Source organism: Pseudomonas sp. PDM10 (assembly GCF_014852295.1).
GTDB lineage: Bacteria > Pseudomonadota > Gammaproteobacteria > Pseudomonadales > Pseudomonadaceae > Aquipseudomonas.
The window spans coordinates 22,714-39,831 of record NZ_JACVBJ010000008.1; the positions used below are offsets into that span (position 1 = coordinate 22,714).

27 protein-coding genes are annotated in these 17,118 nt (G+C 55.4%); 26 read left to right on the forward strand and 1 reads right to left on the reverse strand.

The window, feature by feature from the left end; translation table 11 throughout:
- Window positions 1–6 precede the first annotated feature (6 nt).
- The 26 genes from rplB to bfr all read left to right on the forward strand — a co-directional run bounded on the left by rplB (window position 7) and on the right by bfr (window position 14,035).
- Window positions 7–831 (forward strand): 50S ribosomal protein L2, encoded by an 825-nt coding sequence (rplB, locus tag IB252_RS26165; protein ID WP_003176423.1) that lies wholly within the window; start codon window positions 7–9, stop codon window positions 829–831.
- A gap of 16 nt (window positions 832–847) precedes the next feature.
- Window positions 848–1,123: a 30S ribosomal protein S19 gene (gene rpsS / locus IB252_RS26170; protein WP_002555486.1), complete on the forward strand. Its 276-nt coding sequence runs from the start codon at window positions 848–850 to the stop codon at window positions 1,121–1,123.
- A 13-nt stretch (window positions 1,124–1,136) separates the two neighbouring features.
- The gene (rplV, locus tag IB252_RS26175) at window positions 1,137–1,469 is read left to right on the forward strand and encodes a 50S ribosomal protein L22 (protein WP_003103908.1); all 333 of its coding nucleotides are present in this window, start codon (window positions 1,137–1,139) and stop codon (window positions 1,467–1,469) included.
- Window positions 1,470–1,482: 13 nt separating this feature from the next.
- Window positions 1,483–2,169, forward strand: a complete 687-nt coding sequence (gene rpsC / locus IB252_RS26180) for a 30S ribosomal protein S3 (RefSeq protein WP_003176422.1) — start codon at window positions 1,483–1,485, stop codon at window positions 2,167–2,169.
- A gap of 12 nt (window positions 2,170–2,181) precedes the next feature.
- Window positions 2,182–2,595, forward strand: coding sequence for a 50S ribosomal protein L16 (rplP, locus tag IB252_RS26185; RefSeq protein ID WP_008145497.1), 414 nt, complete (start codon window positions 2,182–2,184; stop codon window positions 2,593–2,595).
- A complete protein-coding gene (gene rpmC, locus IB252_RS26190; protein WP_002555481.1) occupies window positions 2,595–2,786 on the forward strand; it encodes a 50S ribosomal protein L29 in 192 nt (63 codons plus the stop codon). Before rplP ends, rpmC begins: the two co-directional genes overlap by 1 nt.
- A gap of 2 nt (window positions 2,787–2,788) precedes the next feature.
- On the forward strand, window positions 2,789–3,055 hold the full coding sequence (gene rpsQ, locus IB252_RS26195; RefSeq protein ID WP_003176419.1) for a 30S ribosomal protein S17: 267 nt from the start codon (window positions 2,789–2,791) through the stop codon (window positions 3,053–3,055).
- A gap of 23 nt (window positions 3,056–3,078) precedes the next feature.
- Window positions 3,079–3,447, forward strand: a complete 369-nt coding sequence (rplN, locus tag IB252_RS26200) for a 50S ribosomal protein L14 (RefSeq protein WP_002555479.1) — start codon at window positions 3,079–3,081, stop codon at window positions 3,445–3,447.
- Between the two features lie 11 nt (window positions 3,448–3,458).
- Window positions 3,459–3,773 (forward strand): 50S ribosomal protein L24, encoded by a 315-nt coding sequence (rplX, locus tag IB252_RS26205; RefSeq protein ID WP_008145498.1) that lies wholly within the window; start codon window positions 3,459–3,461, stop codon window positions 3,771–3,773.
- Between the two features lie 20 nt (window positions 3,774–3,793).
- Window positions 3,794–4,333: a 50S ribosomal protein L5 gene (gene rplE, locus IB252_RS26210; protein WP_003176415.1), complete on the forward strand. Its 540-nt coding sequence runs from the start codon at window positions 3,794–3,796 to the stop codon at window positions 4,331–4,333.
- A gap of 13 nt (window positions 4,334–4,346) precedes the next feature.
- Window positions 4,347–4,652 carry a 30S ribosomal protein S14 gene (gene rpsN, locus IB252_RS26215; protein ID WP_003176414.1) on the forward strand — a complete coding sequence of 102 codons (306 nt, stop codon included), beginning with the start codon at window positions 4,347–4,349 and terminating at the stop codon, window positions 4,650–4,652.
- Between the two features lie 209 nt (window positions 4,653–4,861).
- Window positions 4,862–5,254 carry a 30S ribosomal protein S8 gene (gene rpsH / locus IB252_RS26220; RefSeq protein WP_003186040.1) on the forward strand — a complete coding sequence of 131 codons (393 nt, stop codon included), beginning with the start codon at window positions 4,862–4,864 and terminating at the stop codon, window positions 5,252–5,254.
- A gap of 12 nt (window positions 5,255–5,266) precedes the next feature.
- Complete coding sequence (gene rplF / locus IB252_RS26225) at window positions 5,267–5,800, forward strand: 50S ribosomal protein L6 (RefSeq protein WP_007896774.1); 534 nt, start codon at window positions 5,267–5,269, stop codon at window positions 5,798–5,800.
- 10 nt (window positions 5,801–5,810) lie between these two features.
- Window positions 5,811–6,161: a 50S ribosomal protein L18 gene (rplR, locus tag IB252_RS26230; protein WP_003186037.1), complete on the forward strand. Its 351-nt coding sequence runs from the start codon at window positions 5,811–5,813 to the stop codon at window positions 6,159–6,161.
- 3 nt (window positions 6,162–6,164) lie between these two features.
- Window positions 6,165–6,665 carry a 30S ribosomal protein S5 gene (rpsE, locus tag IB252_RS26235; RefSeq protein WP_007943782.1) on the forward strand — a complete coding sequence of 167 codons (501 nt, stop codon included), beginning with the start codon at window positions 6,165–6,167 and terminating at the stop codon, window positions 6,663–6,665.
- Between the two features lie 2 nt (window positions 6,666–6,667).
- The gene (gene rpmD, locus IB252_RS26240) at window positions 6,668–6,844 is read left to right on the forward strand and encodes a 50S ribosomal protein L30 (protein WP_003186033.1); all 177 of its coding nucleotides are present in this window, start codon (window positions 6,668–6,670) and stop codon (window positions 6,842–6,844) included.
- A gap of 3 nt (window positions 6,845–6,847) precedes the next feature.
- On the forward strand, window positions 6,848–7,285 hold the full coding sequence (rplO, locus tag IB252_RS26245) for a 50S ribosomal protein L15 (protein ID WP_007896782.1): 438 nt from the start codon (window positions 6,848–6,850) through the stop codon (window positions 7,283–7,285).
- Window positions 7,286–8,614 carry a preprotein translocase subunit SecY gene (gene secY, locus IB252_RS26250; RefSeq protein WP_003228718.1) on the forward strand — a complete coding sequence of 443 codons (1,329 nt, stop codon included), beginning with the start codon at window positions 7,286–7,288 and terminating at the stop codon, window positions 8,612–8,614.
- Between the two features lie 27 nt (window positions 8,615–8,641).
- On the forward strand, window positions 8,642–8,758 hold the full coding sequence (gene rpmJ / locus IB252_RS26255) for a 50S ribosomal protein L36 (protein WP_002555468.1): 117 nt from the start codon (window positions 8,642–8,644) through the stop codon (window positions 8,756–8,758).
- A gap of 130 nt (window positions 8,759–8,888) precedes the next feature.
- Complete coding sequence (gene rpsM / locus IB252_RS26260) at window positions 8,889–9,245, forward strand: 30S ribosomal protein S13 (protein ID WP_003186020.1); 357 nt, start codon at window positions 8,889–8,891, stop codon at window positions 9,243–9,245.
- Between the two features lie 30 nt (window positions 9,246–9,275).
- Window positions 9,276–9,665, forward strand: a complete 390-nt coding sequence (gene rpsK, locus IB252_RS26265) for a 30S ribosomal protein S11 (protein ID WP_002555466.1) — start codon at window positions 9,276–9,278, stop codon at window positions 9,663–9,665.
- 18 nt (window positions 9,666–9,683) lie between these two features.
- On the forward strand, window positions 9,684–10,304 hold the full coding sequence (gene rpsD, locus IB252_RS26270) for a 30S ribosomal protein S4 (RefSeq protein ID WP_003210056.1): 621 nt from the start codon (window positions 9,684–9,686) through the stop codon (window positions 10,302–10,304).
- A gap of 22 nt (window positions 10,305–10,326) precedes the next feature.
- Window positions 10,327–11,328 carry a DNA-directed RNA polymerase subunit alpha gene (locus IB252_RS26275; protein WP_003186012.1) on the forward strand — a complete coding sequence of 334 codons (1,002 nt, stop codon included), beginning with the start codon at window positions 10,327–10,329 and terminating at the stop codon, window positions 11,326–11,328.
- Window positions 11,329–11,370: 42 nt separating this feature from the next.
- Window positions 11,371–11,757 carry a 50S ribosomal protein L17 gene (gene rplQ, locus IB252_RS26280; RefSeq protein ID WP_008145500.1) on the forward strand — a complete coding sequence of 129 codons (387 nt, stop codon included), beginning with the start codon at window positions 11,371–11,373 and terminating at the stop codon, window positions 11,755–11,757.
- Window positions 11,758–11,966: 209 nt separating this feature from the next.
- A complete protein-coding gene (locus IB252_RS26285) occupies window positions 11,967–13,421 on the forward strand; it encodes a catalase (RefSeq protein ID WP_192410769.1) in 1,455 nt (484 codons plus the stop codon).
- Window positions 13,422–13,570: 149 nt separating this feature from the next.
- Window positions 13,571–14,035, forward strand: coding sequence for a bacterioferritin (gene bfr, locus IB252_RS26290; protein WP_007896795.1), 465 nt, complete (start codon window positions 13,571–13,573; stop codon window positions 14,033–14,035).
- Window positions 14,036–14,175: 140 nt separating this feature from the next.
- On the opposite strand, the gene uvrA is transcribed toward bfr, so the two are convergent.
- Window positions 14,176–17,010, reverse strand: coding sequence for an excinuclease ABC subunit UvrA (uvrA, locus tag IB252_RS26295; RefSeq protein WP_092277418.1), 2,835 nt, complete (start codon window positions 17,008–17,010; stop codon window positions 14,176–14,178).
- Window positions 17,011–17,118 lie beyond the last annotated feature (108 nt).

Sequence of the window (17,118 nt, forward strand, 5' to 3'; positions counted from 1 at the left end):
TGCATCATGGCAATCGTTAAATGCAAACCGACTTCCCCTGGCCGCCGTTTTGTGGTCAAGGTGGTCAACCAGGAGCTGCATAAAGGCGCTCCTCACGCACCGCTGCTCGAGAAAAAATCGAAGACTGGTGGTCGTAACAACAATGGTCGTATTACCACTCGTCACATCGGTGGTGGCCATAAGCAGCATTATCGTCTGGTCGATTTCCGTCGCAACGACAAAGATGGCATCTCTGCCACTGTCGAGCGTATTGAATACGATCCAAACCGTACTGCTCACATCGCTCTGCTGCTGTACGCAGATGGCGAGCGTCGCTACATCATCGCCCCTAAAGGCGTGAGTGCTGGTGACCAGCTGATCGCAGGTGCCTTGGCGCCGATCAAGCCGGGCAACGCTCTGCAACTGCGTAACATTCCAGTTGGTAGCACCGTACACGGCATCGAATTGAAGCCAGGTAAAGGCGCGCAAATCGCTCGTTCCGCTGGTGCTTCGGCTCAGCTGATCGCTCGTGAAGGTGTCTACGTGACCCTGCGTCTGCGTTCTGGTGAGATGCGTAAAGTGCTGGCTGAATGCCGCGCGACTCTGGGTGAGGTCTCGAACTCCGAGCACAGCCTGCGTTCGCTGGGTAAAGCTGGTGCCAAACGCTGGCGTGGCGTTCGCCCAACCGTTCGTGGTGTTGCCATGAACCCGGTTGACCACCCACATGGTGGTGGTGAAGGTCGTACCTCTGGTGGTCGTCATCCGGTATCGCCATGGGGCTTCCCGACTAAGGGCGCGAAGACTCGTGGTAATAAGCGTACCGACAAAATGATCGTCCGTCGTCGCAAGTAAATAGAGGGATACGACAGTGCCACGTTCTCTGAAAAAAGGTCCTTTTATTGATCTTCACCTACTGAAGAAGATCGAAGTGGCGGCGGAAAAGAACGATCGCAAACCAGTTAAAACCTGGTCGCGTCGTTCGATGATCCTGCCACAAATGGTCGGTTTGACCATTGCAGTTCATAACGGTCGTCAACATGTTCCAGTTCTCGTGAACGAAGACATGGTCGGCCACAAACTGGGCGAGTTTGCCGGTACCCGCACATATCGTGGGCACGTGGCAGACAAGAAAGCCAAGCGTTAAGGGGTAAGGAACGATGGAAGTAGCCGCTAAGTTGTCGGGCGCTCGAATCTCCGCCCAGAAAGCCCGCTTGGTCGCCGACCAGATCCGCGGGAAGAAGGTGGGCGAAGCGCTCAACCTGTTGGCTTTCAGCAGTAAGAAAGCCGCCGAGATCATGAAGAAAGTGCTGGAGTCGGCCGTAGCCAACGCCGAGCATAACGAAGGCGCAGACGTTGATGACCTTAAAGTCAGCACCGTTTTCGTCAACGAAGGGCGTTCGCTGAAGCGAATCATGCCACGTGCCAAAGGCCGTGCTGATCGCATCGTCAAGCGGTCTTGCCATATCACTGTCAAGGTTGCTGACAAGTAACGGAGTCGAAGAGATGGGTCAGAAAGTACATCCCATTGGCATTCGCCTGGGAATCGTCAAGGAGCACACCTCCGTCTGGTACGCAGACGGTCGGACTTATGCGGACTATTTGTTCGCTGATCTGAAGGTGCGTGAGTATCTCCAAGACAAACTAAAAAGCGCGTCCGTAAGCCGTATCGATATCCATCGTCCGGCTCAAACTGCACGTATCACCATCCACACCGCTCGTCCAGGTATCGTTATCGGGAAGAAAGGTGAAGATGTTGAGAAACTGCGTCAGGACCTGACCAAACAAATGGGTGTGCCTGTGCACATCAATATCGAAGAAATCCGCAAGCCGGAGCTCGACGGTATGTTGGTTGCGCAGAGCGTAGCTCAGCAGCTGGAGCGTCGCGTAATGTTCCGTCGCGCTATGAAGCGCGCTGTACAGAACGCCATGCGCATTGGTGCCAAAGGCATCAAAATCCAAGTGAGCGGTCGTCTCGGCGGTGCTGAAATCGCACGTACTGAATGGTATCGCGAAGGTCGTGTGCCACTGCACACCCTGCGTGCCGACATCGACTATGCCAACTACGAAGCTCACACCACTTATGGTGTGATCGGTGTAAAGGTTTGGATCTTCAAAGGCGAAGTAATTGGTGGTCGCCAAGAAGAACTGAAGCCACAAGCACCAGCGCCTCGTAAAAAAGCTGCTAAGTAAGGGGTACGCCAAATGTTGCAACCAAAGCGTACGAAGTTCCGCAAGCAGATGACAGGCCACAACCGTGGTCTGGCTCAGCGCGGTAGCAAAGTCAGCTTCGGCGAGTTCGCGCTGAAGTCTGTAGCTCGTGGTCGTCTCACCGCTCGTCAGATCGAGTCAGCGCGTCGTGCTCTGACCCGTCACGTTAAACGTGGCGGCAAGATCTGGATCCGTGTATTCCCGGACAAGCCTATTTCCAAAAAGCCACTCGAAGTTCGGATGGGTAAAGGTAAGGGTAGTGTGGAGTACTGGGTTGCCCAGATTCAGCCAGGCAAAGTCCTGTATGAAATCGAGGGTGTTACTGAAGAGCTGGCGCGTGAGGCTTTTGCCCTGGCTGCTGCAAAGCTGCCGCTCGCCACCGCCTTTGTTAAACGGACGGTGATGTGATGAAAGCGAATGAACTTCGTGAAAAATCCGCACAGCAGCTGAACGAGCAACTGCTCGGCCTGCTGCGCGACCAGTTCAATCTGCGTATGCAGAAAGCAACTGGCCAGTTGGGGCAGTCTCATCTGCTCTCGCAAGTTAAACGTGACATCGCTCGCGTGAAGACTGTGCTTAACCAGCAGGCAGGTAAGTAATCATGGCTGAAGCCGAAAAAACTGTCCGTACGCTGACTGGCCGTGTTGTCAGCGACAAGATGGACAAAACCATCACCGTTCTGATCGAGCGTCGCGTTAAGCACCCGATCTACGGTAAATACGTTAAGCGTTCGACTAAGCTGCACGCGCACGACGAAACCAATCAGTGCCACATCGGCGACAAAGTCACTATTCGTGAAACTCGTCCGCTGGCCAAGACCAAGTCTTGGGCATTGGTTGATGTTCTCGAACGCGCTGTGGAAGTCTAAGGACTAGGGGTCGGAGAAATTATATGATTCAGACTCAATCCATGCTCGATGTGGCCGATAACAGTGGCGCTCGCCGTGTTATGTGCATCAAGGTGCTGGGTGGCTCCCATCGTCGTTACGCTGGTATCGGTGACATCATCAAAGTTACCGTGAAGGAAGCAATTCCTCGCGGTAAAGTGAAAAAAGGCCAAGTGATGACTGCTGTTGTAGTCCGCACTCGTCACGGCGTACGTCGTGCTGATGGCTCCATTATCCGCTTTGATGGCAACGCTGCTGTTCTTCTGAACAACAAGCAAGAGCCGATCGGCACCCGTATCTTTGGGCCAGTGACCCGTGAACTTCGTACTGAGAAGTTCATGAAGATCGTCTCGCTCGCCCCAGAAGTGCTGTAAGGAGATCCGACATGCAAAAGATTCGTCGTGACGACGAGATCATCGTGATCGCCGGCAAAGACAAAGGTAAGCGCGGTAAGGTGCTTAAGGTTCTCGCTAATAACCGTCTGGTTATTGGTGGTCTGAACCTGGTTAAGCGTCATACCAAGCCTAACCCGGCGTCGGGCGTACAAGGCGGTATCGTCGAAAAAGAAGCTCCACTGGACGCTTCTAACGTCGCCATTTTCAACGGCGAAACCAACAAGGCTGACCGCGTTGGTTTCAAAGTAGAAGACGGCAAGAAAATTCGTGTCTTCAAGTCGACCCAAAAAGCGGTTGATGCTTGAACACTGCTAGGTAGAAGACCATGGCACGACTAAAAGAGATTTACTGGAAGGAAATCGCACCGAAGCTTAAGGAAGAACTTAAGCTTTCGAACGTGATGGAAGTTCCACGCGTTACAAAAATCACCCTGAACATGGGTCTGGGCGAAGCGGTCGGTGACAAAAAAGTCATCGAGCACGCTGTTGCCGACCTGGAAAAGATCACCGGCCAGAAAGTCGTTGTGACCTACGCTCGGAAATCCATCGCTGGCTTTAAAGTCCGTGAAGGTTGGCCGATCGGCGTCAAAGTGACCTTGCGCCGTGAGCGTATGTACGAGTTCCTGGATCGTCTGCTGTCGATCTCCCTGCCTCGGGTTCGCGACTTCCGCGGCCTGAATGCCAAGTCCTTCGATGGTCGTGGTAACTACAGCATGGGCGTTAAAGAGCAGATCATCTTCCCGGAAATCGACTACGACAAGATCGATGCTCTCCGCGGTCTGGACATTACCCTGACCACCACTGCCAAGAACGATGACGAAGGTCGCGCCCTGTTGCGTGCTTTCAAATTCCCGTTCCGCAACTGATTGGAGTAGGAAAATGGCCAAGATGAGCATGAAAAACCGCGAGCTGAAGCGTCAGCTCACGGTTGCCAAGTACGCCAAAAAGCGTGCAGCACTGAAAGCTATCATCGTTGATCTGAACGCAAGTCCAGAAGCGCGTTGGGAAGCTACAGTAGCTCTGCAGAAGCAGCCACGTGACGCAAGCGCCTCGCGCATGCGTAACCGCTGCCGCCTGACCGGTCGTCCACACGGCGTTTACCGCAAGTTCGGCCTTGGCCGTAACAAACTGCGTGAAGCTGCAATGCGTGGTGACGTACCTGGTCTGGTTAAAGCCAGCTGGTAAGCACTATCAAAGTCTCGGTGTTCGGGATCGCAAGATCCTGACCACCGGTGACCTTGAACTTGAATCAAGCCCCTTTTGGGGCTTGATTCATTTGTGGGGTGTGTCTAGAATACCCGGCTCGCCTGAGCCCGTGCTTTTTCCGCATGGATGAGCTCGGCGACAAGTAGTAGCCGCAAGGCTAATTTTTTTGTATTAGGAGCGTCTAGCCCATGAGTATGCAGGACCCGTTAGCGGACATGCTAACTCGAATCCGTAATGCCCAGATGGCTGAAAAGTCCGTCGTAAGCATGCCATCTTCTACTTTGAAGGTAGCTGTTGCCAAAGTCCTGAAGGACGAAGGTTACATTGCGGGTTATCAGATCAGCAGCGAAATCAAACCACTGCTGTCTATCGAGCTGAAATACTTCGAAGGCCGTCCGGTCATCGAAGAAGTGAAGCGCGTTAGCCGTCCAGGCCTGCGTCAGTACAAGTCCGTCGATGATCTGCCAAAAGTTCGTGGCGGTCTCGGTGTGTCTATCGTCTCCACCAACAAAGGTGTGATGACGGATCGTGCTGCGCGCGCTGCCGGTGTCGGCGGCGAAGTTCTTTGCACTGTGTTCTAAGGGGGGATAAGCATGTCACGCGTCGCTAAGAACCCCGTTAAGCTGCCAGCCGGTGTCGAAGTCAAATTCGCAGGCCAACAGCTTTCGGTGAAGGGTGCCAAGGGCACTCTCGAACTGAACATCCATTCGTCCGTTGAGATCGTTGAAGAAGCTGGTGAGCTGCGTTTCGCTGCTCGCAATGGCGATCAACAAACTCGCGCAATGGCTGGTACCACTCGTGCGTTGGTAAACAACATGGTCCAAGGCGTAAGCCAAGGCTTCGAGCGCAAGCTCCAGCTGGTCGGTGTTGGTTACAAAGCGCAAGCAAAAGGCACAGTGCTGAACCTGGCTCTTGGCTTCTCGCACCCAGTGGATTATGAACTGCCGGAAGGCATCACCGCTGAGACTCCTAGCCAAACCGACATCCTGATCCGGGGTATCGATAAGCAGCTGGTAGGTCAAGTGGCCGCCGAGATCCGCGACTTCCGTCCACCAGAGCCGTACAAAGGCAAAGGTGTGCGCTACGCGGACGAAGTCGTCCGTCGTAAAGAAGCCAAGAAGAAGTAGGGCATAGCAAATGACCGACAAAAAAGTTACTCGACTGCGTCGCGCTCGCAAAGCACGCCTGAAAATGCACGAACTAGAAGTCGTGCGTCTCTGCGTGTTCCGCTCGTCGCAGCACATTTACGCCCAGGTCATTTCGGCCGACGGCAACAAAGTCCTGGCATCTGCCTCGACTTTGGATAAAGAACTGCGTGATGGCGCCACTGGCAACATCGACGCGGCCACTAAGGTTGGCCAGCTGGTCGCTACGCGTGCTAAAGCCGCTGGCGTCTCGCAGGTGGCTTTCGACCGCTCTGGCTTCAAGTACCACGGCCGCGTCAAGGCGCTGGCTGATGCTGCTCGTGAAGCTGGGCTGGAGTTCTAAGTTATGTCAAATAACGACCAAAAGCGCGACGAAGGCTACATCGAGAAGCTGGTTCAAGTTAACCGCGTAGCCAAAACCGTTAAAGGCGGCCGTATCTTCACTTTCACCGCGTTGACCGTGGTTGGTGATGGTAAAGGGCGTGTTGGCTTCGGCCGTGGCAAGTCGCGTGAAGTGCCTGCTGCGATCCAGAAGGCAATGGAAGCTGCTCGCCGCAACATGATCCAAGTTGATCTGAACGGCACCACTCTGCAGTACGCAATGAAGTCCGGTCACGGCGCTTCGAAGGTGTACATGCAGCCTGCTTCTGAAGGTACCGGTATCATCGCTGGCGGCGCTATGCGTGCTGTCCTCGAAGTTGCTGGCGTTCAGAACGTTCTGGCCAAGTGCTACGGCTCGACTAACCCGGTAAACGTGGTTCACGCCACTTTCAAAGGTTTGAAAGCTATGCAGTCTCCTGAATCCATTGCCGCCAAGCGTGGCAAAAGCGTCAAGGAGATCTTCTGATCATGGCTACCGTAAAAGTTACGCTGATCAAAAGCATGACCGGCCGCATCCCTAACCACAAATTGTGCGTTAAGGGTCTGGGTCTGCGTCGCATCGGTCACACTGTAGAAGTACTTGATACTCCCGAGAATCGCGGGATGATCAACAAGGCTTACTACATGCTGCGTGTCGAGGGTTAATCGATGAAACTCAATGATCTGAGTCCAGCGCCGGGTTCCCGTCGCGAAAAGCATCGTCCGGGCCGTGGTATCGGTAGTGGTTTGGGCAAGACCGGTGGCCGTGGCCACAAAGGTCAGTCCTCCCGCTCCGGTGGCACCATTGCTCCAGGCTTTGAAGGCGGTCAACAGCCGCTGCATCGTCGCCTGCCGAAATTCGGTTTTGTTTCCCTGAAAGCCATGGATCGCGCAGAAGTGCGTTTGTCCGAGCTGGCTAAAGTGGAAGGCGACATCGTCACCGTGCAGTCCTTGAAAGATGCCAACGTGATCAACGTCAACGTTCAGCGTGTGAAAATCATGCTGTCCGGCGAAGTTACTCGCGCTGTCACCATCGGAAAGGGAATCGGCGCCACCAAAGGTGCGCGTGCGGCTATCGAAGCAGCTGGCGGCAAGTTCGAGGAATAAATGGCTAAGCAAGGTGCTCTCTCTGCGCTCGGCAAAGGCGGTATGTCTGAACTCTGGGCTCGTCTGCGTTTTCTGTTCCTGGCGATTATCGTCTACCGAATAGGCGCACACATCCCGGTTCCAGGTATCAACCCGGACCGACTCGCGGACCTGTTTCGACAGAATGAGGGGACCATTCTTAGCTTGTTCAACATGTTTTCCGGCGGCGCGCTGGAACGGATGAGCATCTTTGCACTGGGGATCATGCCGTACATTTCGGCATCGATCATCATGCAGCTGATGACCGCCGTGAGCCCGCAGCTGGAACAGTTGAAGAAGGAAGGTGAAGCTGGCCGTCGCAAGATCAGCCAGTACACCCGCTACGGCACTGTCGTTCTCGCTCTCGTTCAGGCAATTGGCATGTCCATTGGTCTGGCGGGGCAGGGCGTTGCGTTCACTGGTGACTTTGGCTTCCATTTCGTCGCGGTATCCACTTTTGTGGCTGGTGCGATGTTCATGATGTGGCTGGGTGAGCAGATTACTGAGCGTGGTGTTGGCAACGGTATCTCGATGTTGATTTTTTCGGGTATCGTCGCCGGTCTTCCGAGAGCGATCGGGCAGTCTTTCGAGTCTGCGCGTCAGGGTGATATCAACATCTTCGCCCTGGTTGCCATCGGTTTGCTGGCAGTAGCGATTATCGGTTTCGTGGTGTTCATTGAGCGTGGTCAGCGTCGTATTGCTGTTCACTACGCCAAGCGTCAGCAGGGCCGCAAGGTCTTTGCTGCGCAGACTAGCCACTTGCCGCTGAAGGTGAACATGGCCGGTGTTATTCCGGCCATTTTCGCGAGCAGCATTTTGCTGTTCCCGGCTTCGTTGGGTGCCTGGTTCGGCCAGTCTGAAGGTATGGGCTGGTTGCAGGACATCTCGCAGTCGATCGCTCCTGGTCAGCCGTTGAATATTCTGCTGTTTAGTGCAGGGATTATTTTCTTCTGCTTCTTCTATACGGCGTTGATGTTCAATCCGAAAGACGTAGCGGAAAACCTGAAGAAGTCCGGTGCCTTTATTCCGGGCATCCGTCCAGGTGAGCAGTCTGCGCGCTACATTGATGGCGTTCTGACTCGCTTGACCATGTTCGGTGCTCTTTACATGACGGCCGTGTGCTTGCTGCCCCAGTTCCTGGTGGTTGCAGCAAACGTACCGTTCTACCTTGGCGGGACCTCGTTGCTGATCGTCGTCGTGGTTGTGATGGACTTCATGTCCCAAGTACAATCGCACCTCGTTTCGCACCAGTACGAATCCCTGATGAAGAAAGCCAACCTGAAGGGTTACGGCAGCGGCATGTTGCGCTGAGTACCCATAAGGTTCGAGGAGTTGGTGATGAAAGTTCGTGCATCGGTGAAAAAGCTGTGCCGTAACTGCAAGATTATTCGCCGCGAAGGTGTTGTTCGAGTAATTTGCAGCGCGGAACCGCGTCACAAACAGCGCCAAGGCTGAGTGTGATTGTGCTTCAAGCCCGGTAGCTAGTGCGCTACCGGGTTGATTATTTGTTATTACAGCGATATTATCTCGCGCCCTATTTCTTGGCTTCCGGGGCGTAGGTAGCTGTCAATTGGAGTCCCACTGAATGGCCCGTATTGCAGGCGTTAACATTCCAGATAACAAGCATACTGTTATCTCGCTGACCTACATCTATGGTGTTGGTCGCACTACTGCACAGAAGATCTGTGCAGTGACTGGGGTAAACCCAGCCGCAAAGATCAAAGATCTGAGCGACGAGCAGATTGAACAGCTGCGTGGCGAAGTGGCGAAGTTCACCACTGAAGGTGACCTGCGTCGCGAAATCAACATGAAAATCAAGCGTTTGATGGACCTCGGTTGCTATCGCGGTCTGCGTCATCGTCGTGGTCTTCCAGTACGCGGTCAGCGTACCAAGACTAACGCGCGTACCCGTAAAGGTCCGCGTAAGCCGATCCGCAAGTAATCGCCCCAGCGAATCGACAGGAAATTAATCATGGCTAAACCTGCTGCTCGTCCTCGTAAAAAAGTCAAAAAGACAGTGGTTGATGGCATCGCCCACATCCACGCGTCTTTTAACAACACAATCGTGACCATCACCGACCGTCAAGGTAACGCTCTTTCCTGGGCTACCTCCGGTGGTTCGGGTTTCCGCGGTTCCCGCAAGTCCACCCCGTTTGCTGCTCAAGTAGCTGCTGAACGTGCTGGTCAAGCTGCGCTGGAATACGGCCTGAAAAACCTCGACGTCAACGTCAAAGGTCCAGGCCCAGGTCGTGAATCTGCAGTCCGCGCTTTGAACGGCTGTGGCTACAAGATCGCCAGCATCACCGACGTGACGCCAATCCCGCACAACGGGTGCCGTCCGCCGAAGAAGCGCCGCGTGTAATCCAGGAGATTGTAAAGAATGGCTCGTTACATTGGTCCAAAATGCAAACTCGCTCGTCGCGAAGGCACCGATCTCTTCTTGAAGAGCGGCGTGCGCGCGATCGAATCGAAGTGCAACATTGAAGCAGCACCTGGTATCCACGGCCAACGCCGCGGTCGCCAGTCCGATTACGGCACCCAACTGCGTGAAAAGCAGAAGGTCCGTCGTATCTACGGCGTTCTCGAGCGTCAATTCAGCGGCTACTACAAAGAAGCTGCTGGCAAGAAAGGTGCAACTGGCGAAAACCTGTTGCAACTGCTCGAATGCCGTCTGGACAACGTTGTATACCGTATGGGTTTTGGCTCTACTCGTGCCGAATCCCGTCAGCTGGTATCGCACAAATCCGTAAGCGTTAACGGTCAGACCGTAAACGTGCCGTCGTACCAGGTTCGTGCTGGTGACGTGGTCGCGATTCGCGAGAAAGCAAAGAACCAACTTCGCATTGTCCAAGCTCTCGATCTGTGTGCCCAACGTGGCCGCGTAGAATGGGTAGAAGTAGACACTGAGAAGAAGTCGGGCGTTTTCAAGAACGTTCCAGCTCGCAGTGATCTGTCCGCCGACATCAACGAAAGCCTGATTGTCGAGCTCTACTCCAAGTAAGGGCTAGAAAATAGGTGCATCCATGCAGATTTCGGTAAATGAGTTCCTGACACCCCGCCATATTGATGTGCAGGTTGTCAGTCCAACCCGCGCCAAGATCACTCTCGAGCCTCTCGAGCGTGGTTTTGGCCACACCCTGGGCAACGCGCTGCGCCGCATCCTGTTGTCCTCAATGCCCGGCTGCGCAGTAGTCGAGGCCGAGATTGACGGTGTGCTCCATGAGTACAGCGCCATCGAAGGTGTACAGGAAGACGTAATTGAAATCCTGTTGAACCTTAAAGGTCTGGCTATCAAGCTGCACGGCCGTGACGAAGTTACGCTGACCTTGTCGAAGAAGGGTTCGGGGGTGGTTACCGCTGCCGATATTCAGCTGGATCATGATGTCGAGATCGTTAACCCCGATCACGTAATCGCTAACCTGGCGTCTAACGGCGCCCTGAACATGAAGCTCACCGTAGCTCGTGGTCGTGGTTATGAACCGGCAGACTCGCGTCAGAGCGATGAAGACGAAAGCCGCAGCATCGGTCGCTTGCAGCTTGACTCTTCGTTCAGCCCGGTTCGCCGTATCGCATACGTGGTGGAAAACGCCCGTGTCGAGCAGCGTACTAACCTGGACAAGCTGGTTATTGATCTGGAAACCAACGGTACTCTGGATCCTGAAGAGGCTATTCGCCGCGCTGCAACCATTCTGCAACAGCAGTTGGCTGCGTTCGTCGACCTCAAAGGTGACAGTGAGCCAGTGGTTGTCGAGCAGGAAGACGAGATCGATCCGATCCTGCTTCGCCCGGTTGACGATCTGGAACTGACTGTACGTTCGGCTAACTGCCTTAAGGCGGAAAACATCTACTACATCGGTGACCTGATTCAGCGTACCGAAGTAGAGCTGTTGAAGACTCCGAACCTTGGCAAGAAATCCTTGACTGAAATCAAGGACGTTCTGGCCTCCCGCGGTCTGTCCCTCGGCATGCGCCTCGACAACTGGCCGCCTGCAAGTCTTAAGAAGGACGACAAGGCGACTGCCTGATCGTCGTAATCACCGAACGTTGTGTTTGGTAAGGAATGAACCATGCGTCATCGTAAAAGTGGTCGTCACCTGAGCCGCACTAGCTCGCACCGCAAGGCCATGTTTCAAAACATGGCAGTGTCGCTGTTCGAGCACGAGCTGATCAAAACTACACTGCCGAAAGCTAAAGAACTGCGTCGCGTTGCTGAGCCGCTGATCACTTTGGCCAAGACAGACAGCCTGGCTAACCGCCGTCTGGCTTTCGACCGTACTCGTTCGAAAGCTATCGTTGGTAAGCTCTTCAACGACCTGGGCAAGCGTTACGCTACCCGTGAGGGTGGCTACCTGCGCATCCTCAAGTGCGGCTTCCGCACTGGCGACAACGCGCCTATGGCGTACGTCGAGTTGGTTGATCGTCCTGCCGGTGGTGAAGCTGTATCCGCTGAGTAAGACGTCAGTCTGAAACGAAGAACCGGGCCTAGTGCCCGGTTTTTTGTGCGCGCTCGAAAAGTATCAAAAAGCCCAGGCGATAAAGCTTCATTAGTATTTATCTATCGATTCTCACAATTTAATGAATTTGATGGTGTCATGGTGATGGTCAATACTCCGTCTCAGCCGATTAGCCGGCAGTAGGAAAGACTGACAAAGGAAGATATCGCATGAGCCCAAATAAAACCCTTACCACCGCCAGTGGCGCTCCTGTCGCTGATAACCAGAATTCTCGTTCCGCCGGTCCTCGTGGCCCACTGCTGCTCGACGACTTTCACCTGATCGAGAAACTTGCTCACTTCAACCGCGAAAACATTCCTGAGCGCCGCGTACACGCCAAAGGTTCGGGTGCTTACGGTACGTTCACCGTCACTCGGGACATCACCGAGTACACCAGCGCCAGACTGTTTGAGTCTGTCGGCAAGCAAACCCCAACCTTCCTGCGGTTTTCCACCGTGGGCGGTGAGCGTGGTTCGGCTGACACCGAGCGCGATCCACGTGGTTTCGCACTGAAGTTCTACACCGAAGAAGGCAACTGGGACATCGTCGGCAACAACACGCCAGTGTTCTTCATCCGCGATCCGTTGAAATTCCCGGACTTTATTCATACCCAGAAACGTCTGCCGCAAAGCAATCTGAAAAGCGCGCAAATGATGTGGGACTTTTGGTCGCACTCACCTGAGGCGTTGCACCAGGTCACCATTCTGTTCTCGGACCGTGGCATCCCCGATGGCTACCGTCACATGCACGGCTTCGGCAGCCACACCTACAGTCTGATTAACGCCAATGGCGAACGTCACTGGGTGAAGTGGCACTACAAGACCAAGCAAGGGATCAAAAACCTGACTCCGGCAGATGCGGCGCGCCTAGCTGGTACCGATCCCGATTACGCACAGCGTGATCTGTTCGGCGCGATCGAGCGCGGTGATTTTCCGAAATGGCGCGTGTGCATCCAGATCATGACCGAGGCTCAGGCCGCAGCGCACTACGAGAACCCGTTTGACGTGACCAAGACCTGGTCGCAAAAAGAGTTTCCGCTGATCGAAGTGGGCGAGTTGGAGCTTAACCGCAACCCGCAGAACTATTTTGCTGAGGTCGAGCAAGCGGCGTTCGGGCCGAGCAACATGGTCCCAGGTGTCGGTTTGTCGCCTGACCGCATGCTGCAAGGTCGAGTGTTCGCTTACGCCGATGCTCACCGCTACCGCATTGGCACCAACCACCAGCAGCTGCCGGTGAACGCACCTCGCAGTCCGGTGAACAGCTATCAGCGCGACGGTTCGATGGCGTTTGGCAGCAATGGCGGTGCGACACCTAACTACGAGCCGAACAGCTACATCGAATCGCCGAAACAAGCGCCTCGCTATGCAGAGCCAGCGCTGACGCTGAGTGGTGCGGCTGATCGTTACGATCATCGCGATGATACTGACTACTACAGCCACGCGGGTGCGCTGTTCCGTCTGATGAGCGATGCGCAGAAAACGCTGCTGATAAACAACATTGCTGGTGCAATGGCAGGGGTTTCCGGCGACGTGGTTGATCGTCAACTACAGCACTTCTTCAAGGCCGACCCGGCGTATGGAGAAGCAATCGCAAAGGCGTTGGGCGTACAGCTTAACGAAGTCTAAACGAGAAGCAGAACCGCCCTCATTAGGGCGGTTTTTGCGTTATTTAAACCACTTTTCTCAGAATATCTTCGCTTTTATCGCGTAGGCAGAGTGACCAAACAGTCTGCTTGGTTCAGACTACAGACTTTCAAGCAGGGAGATGTAGGGCGATGCAAGGCCACCCAGACGTAATCGATTACCTCAACACGTTGCTGACCGGCGAATTGGCGGCGCGTGATCAATATTTCGTCCATTCGCGGATGTATGAGGACTGGGGTTTCACCAAGCTCTACGAACGTATCAACCACGAGATGGAAGAAGAGGCCGGGCACGCTGATGCCCTGATGCGTCGGATTCTGATGCTCGAAGGCACGCCGCGCATGCGTCCGGACGACCTTGATGTCGGCACTACCGTGCCGGACATGCTCGCCGCTGACCTGCGACTGGAATACAAAGTCCGCGCCGCTCTTTGCAAGGGCATCGAGCTCTGCGAGCAGCACAAGGACTATGTCAGCCGCGAGATGCTGCGGGTTCAATTGCATGACACCGAAGAAGACCACACCTACTGGCTTGAAAAGCAGATGGGGCTGATCAAGTTGATCGGTCTCGAGAACTACCTGCAATCCCACGCCTGATTCTGCTTTGTAGGAGCACAGCTTGCCTGCGATGGCGTCCTCAAAATCGCCATCGCGAGCAAGCTTTGCTCCTACAGACACAAGACACAAAAAAGCCCCTGTCACTGATGAAGTGACAGGGGCTTTTTCGTGGGCCTGATTCAGGCTTTGTCGCGAGCCAGCAGCGGCTTAAGGTAGAAGCCGGTATGCGATTGCTTCATCTCGGACACTTCTTCCGGCGTACCGACGGCAATGATCTGGCCACCCTTGGAACCACCTTCCGGCCCGAGGTCCACCAACCAGTCGGCGGTCTTGATCACGTCCAGGTTGTGCTCGATCACCACCACGGTATTACCGTGGTCGCGCAGACGATGCAGTACGTCGAGCAGCTGCTGGATATCTGCGAAATGCAGGCCGGTTGTCGGCTCATCGAGGATATACAGCGTCTTGCCGGTATCGCGCTTGGACAGTTCACGGGACAGCTTCACCCGCTGGGCTTCGCCACCTGACAGCGTGGTCGCTGATTGCCCGAGCTTGATGTACGACAGGCCGACATCCATCAGCGTCTGAAGCTTGCGCGCCAGGGCCGGAACCGCGTCGAAGAACACCCGCGCTTCCTCGATTGTCATCTCGAGGGTTTCGTGGATGTTCTTGCCCTTGTACTTGATCTCCAGGGTTTCGCGGTTGTAGCGCTTGCTCTTGCAGACGTCGCATGGGACATAGATGTCCGGCAGGAAGTGCATTTCCACCTTGATCAGGCCATCGCCCTGACACGCTTCGCAACGTCCGCCCTTCACGTTGAAGGAGAAGCGTCCAGGACCATAACCGCGGGAGCGGGACTCCGGCACACCGGCGAACAGTTCGCGAATCGGTGTGAACAACCCGGTGTAGGTCGCCGGGTTGGAGCGTGGCGTTCGACCGATGGGGCTCTGGTCGATGTCGACAACCTTATCAAGATGCTCCAGGCCTTTGATGCTGTCGTGAGCGGCCGCTTCGAGCGTCGTCGCACCGTTCAATGCCGTAGCGCTAAGCGGGAACAGGGTGTTGTTGATCAGCGTCGACTTGCCCGAACCGGACACGCCGGTTACACAGGTCAGCAGGCCGATTGGAATGTCCAGATCGACATTGCGCAAGTTGTTGCCACGGGCGCCCTTGAGGGACAGCGACAACTTCTTGTTACGCGGCGTGCGTTTGGCCGGGACTGCAATCTTCACCCGGCCCGACAAGTATTTGCCGGTCAGTGAATCTGGATGAGCCATGACTTCGGCTGGCGTCCCTTCGGCGACAATGTGCCCGCCGTGTACACCTGCGCCCGGACCGATATCCACCACGTAGTCAGCCAGGCGAATCGCATCTTCGTCGTGCTCGACCACGATCACCGTGTTGCCGATGTCCCGCAGGTGCTTGAGGGTGCCGAGCAGCCGATCGTTGTCCCGCTGGTGCAAACCAATTGACGGTTCGTCGAGAATGTACAGAACGCCCACCAGGCCTGCGCCGATCTGGCTGGCCAGACGGATACGCTGCGCTTCACCACCGGACAACGTGTCGGCACTGCGATCCAGCGACAAATAGTCCAGGCCAACGTTGACCAGGAACTGCAGTCGCTCGCGAATTTCCTTGAGAATCTTGTCGGCAATTTCGCCGCGACGGCCAGTGAGCTTCAGCACGCCGAAGTATTCACAGGCATCGCCAATCGGCAGATTAGTCACCGCCGGTAGCGTCTTCTCGCCCACCCACACATGCCGCGCCTCACGCCGCAGGCGAGTACCGCGGCAATCCGGGCAAGGCTGGGTGCTGAGGAACTTGGCCAGCTCTTCACGCACCGAGGCGGACTCGGTTTCGCGGTAGCGGCGTTCCAGGTTCGGCACGATGCCTTCGAACGGGTGCGAGCGTTTGACGATGTCGCCACGGTCGTTCAGGTATTTGAAGTCAACGTTCTGCGACCCGCTGCCGTGCAGGATGAACTTCTGCTGATCGGCCGGCAGTTCGTTGAAGGGTACTTCGAGGCTGAACTTGTAGTGGGATGCCAATGAGCCGAGCATCTGGAAGTAATAGACGTTGCGCCGGTCCCAGCCACGAATCGCGCCTTCTGCGAGCGTCAGTTCGCCATTGACCAATCGCTTGATGTCGAAGAATTGCTTGACCCCCAGGCCATCGCAAGTCGGGCAAGCGCCAGCCGGGTTGTTGAAGGAGAACAGCTTGGGTTCCAGCTCGCTGATGGCATGACCGCAGATCGGGCAGGCGAAGCGCGCGGAGAAGATGATTTCTTCGCCGGGCTCGTCGTCCATTGGTGCGACCAGGGCGATGCCGTCTGCCAGCTTCAGCGCGGTCTCGAACGACTCGGCCAGGCGCTGTTGCAGGTCGGCGCGCACCTTGAAGCGGTCGACCACCACATCGATCGAGTGCTTCTTCTGCTTATCCAGCTTCGGCAACTCGTCCAGTTCGCAGAGCCTGCCGTTGACCCGGGCTCGCACAAAGCCCTGGGCGCGCAGTTCTTCGAAGACCGAAAGGTGTTCGCCTTTACGCTCGCGGATCACCGGGGCCAGCAGCATGAGTTTGCTGCCCTCCGGTTGGGCGAGGACCAGGTCGACCATTTGGCTGACGGTCTGCGCTTCCAGCGGAATGTCGTGATCCGGGCAACGCGGAATACCCACGCGGGCATACAGCAGGCGCAGGTAGTCGTAGATTTCGGTGATGGTGCCGACCGTCGAACGCGGGTTGTGCGAGGTCGACTTCTGTTCGATGGAAATGGCTGGCGACAATCCTTCGATGGTGTCGACGTCAGGTTTTTCCATCATCGACAAAAATTGCCGGGCGTACGCCGACAACGATTCGACGTAGCGGCGCTGGCCTTCGGCGTATAGCGTGTCGAACGCCAGGGACGATTTGCCGGATCCGGACAGGCCGGTGATGACGATCAGTTTGTCCCGTGGCAGGGTCAGGTCGATGTTCTTCAGGTTGTGGGTTCGGGCCCCACGAATCAGGATCTTGTCCAAAGTGGCCTCGCTCGGCGGGCGTCGAAAACGTAGGAGTATACGGCCAAATACTGGATGGATGCACACTATCGAATGAGCGGGTTGCAGCCTTACATGAAGAGTCTGTCA

What these genes read in the sequence shown, in the direction of transcription:
- rplB (WP_003176423.1), top strand. Translation starts at nt 7, where the DNA reads ATGGCAATCGTTAAATGCAAACCGACTTCCCCTGGCCGCCGTTTTGTG.
- rplX (WP_008145498.1), top strand. Translation starts at nt 3,459, where the DNA reads ATGCAAAAGATTCGTCGTGACGACGAGATCATCGTGATCGCCGGCAAA.
- rplF (WP_007896774.1), top strand. Translation starts at nt 5,267, where the DNA reads ATGTCACGCGTCGCTAAGAACCCCGTTAAGCTGCCAGCCGGTGTCGAA.
- rpsM (WP_003186020.1), top strand. Translation starts at nt 8,889, where the DNA reads ATGGCCCGTATTGCAGGCGTTAACATTCCAGATAACAAGCATACTGTT.
- rplR (WP_003186037.1), top strand. Translation starts at nt 5,811, where the DNA reads ATGACCGACAAAAAAGTTACTCGACTGCGTCGCGCTCGCAAAGCACGC.
- rpsE (WP_007943782.1), top strand. Translation starts at nt 6,165, where the DNA reads ATGTCAAATAACGACCAAAAGCGCGACGAAGGCTACATCGAGAAGCTG.
- rplO (WP_007896782.1), top strand. Translation starts at nt 6,848, where the DNA reads ATGAAACTCAATGATCTGAGTCCAGCGCCGGGTTCCCGTCGCGAAAAG.
- rpmD (WP_003186033.1), top strand. Translation starts at nt 6,668, where the DNA reads ATGGCTACCGTAAAAGTTACGCTGATCAAAAGCATGACCGGCCGCATC.
- rpsH (WP_003186040.1), top strand. Translation starts at nt 4,862, where the DNA reads ATGAGTATGCAGGACCCGTTAGCGGACATGCTAACTCGAATCCGTAAT.
- rplP (WP_008145497.1), top strand. Translation starts at nt 2,182, where the DNA reads ATGTTGCAACCAAAGCGTACGAAGTTCCGCAAGCAGATGACAGGCCAC.
- secY (WP_003228718.1), top strand. Translation starts at nt 7,286, where the DNA reads ATGGCTAAGCAAGGTGCTCTCTCTGCGCTCGGCAAAGGCGGTATGTCT.
- IB252_RS26285 (WP_192410769.1), top strand. Translation starts at nt 11,967, where the DNA reads ATGAGCCCAAATAAAACCCTTACCACCGCCAGTGGCGCTCCTGTCGCT.
- rplE (WP_003176415.1), top strand. Translation starts at nt 3,794, where the DNA reads ATGGCACGACTAAAAGAGATTTACTGGAAGGAAATCGCACCGAAGCTT.
- rpsD (WP_003210056.1), top strand. Translation starts at nt 9,684, where the DNA reads ATGGCTCGTTACATTGGTCCAAAATGCAAACTCGCTCGTCGCGAAGGC.
- rpsK (WP_002555466.1), top strand. Translation starts at nt 9,276, where the DNA reads ATGGCTAAACCTGCTGCTCGTCCTCGTAAAAAAGTCAAAAAGACAGTG.
- rplQ (WP_008145500.1), top strand. Translation starts at nt 11,371, where the DNA reads ATGCGTCATCGTAAAAGTGGTCGTCACCTGAGCCGCACTAGCTCGCAC.
- bfr (WP_007896795.1), top strand. Translation starts at nt 13,571, where the DNA reads ATGCAAGGCCACCCAGACGTAATCGATTACCTCAACACGTTGCTGACC.
- rpsQ (WP_003176419.1), top strand. Translation starts at nt 2,789, where the DNA reads ATGGCTGAAGCCGAAAAAACTGTCCGTACGCTGACTGGCCGTGTTGTC.
- rpmJ (WP_002555468.1), top strand. Translation starts at nt 8,642, where the DNA reads ATGAAAGTTCGTGCATCGGTGAAAAAGCTGTGCCGTAACTGCAAGATT.
- IB252_RS26275 (WP_003186012.1), top strand. Translation starts at nt 10,327, where the DNA reads ATGCAGATTTCGGTAAATGAGTTCCTGACACCCCGCCATATTGATGTG.
- rplN (WP_002555479.1), top strand. Translation starts at nt 3,079, where the DNA reads ATGATTCAGACTCAATCCATGCTCGATGTGGCCGATAACAGTGGCGCT.
- rpsC (WP_003176422.1), top strand. Translation starts at nt 1,483, where the DNA reads ATGGGTCAGAAAGTACATCCCATTGGCATTCGCCTGGGAATCGTCAAG.
- rplV (WP_003103908.1), top strand. Translation starts at nt 1,137, where the DNA reads ATGGAAGTAGCCGCTAAGTTGTCGGGCGCTCGAATCTCCGCCCAGAAA.
- rpmC (WP_002555481.1), top strand. Translation starts at nt 2,595, where the DNA reads ATGAAAGCGAATGAACTTCGTGAAAAATCCGCACAGCAGCTGAACGAG.
- rpsN (WP_003176414.1), top strand. Translation starts at nt 4,347, where the DNA reads ATGGCCAAGATGAGCATGAAAAACCGCGAGCTGAAGCGTCAGCTCACG.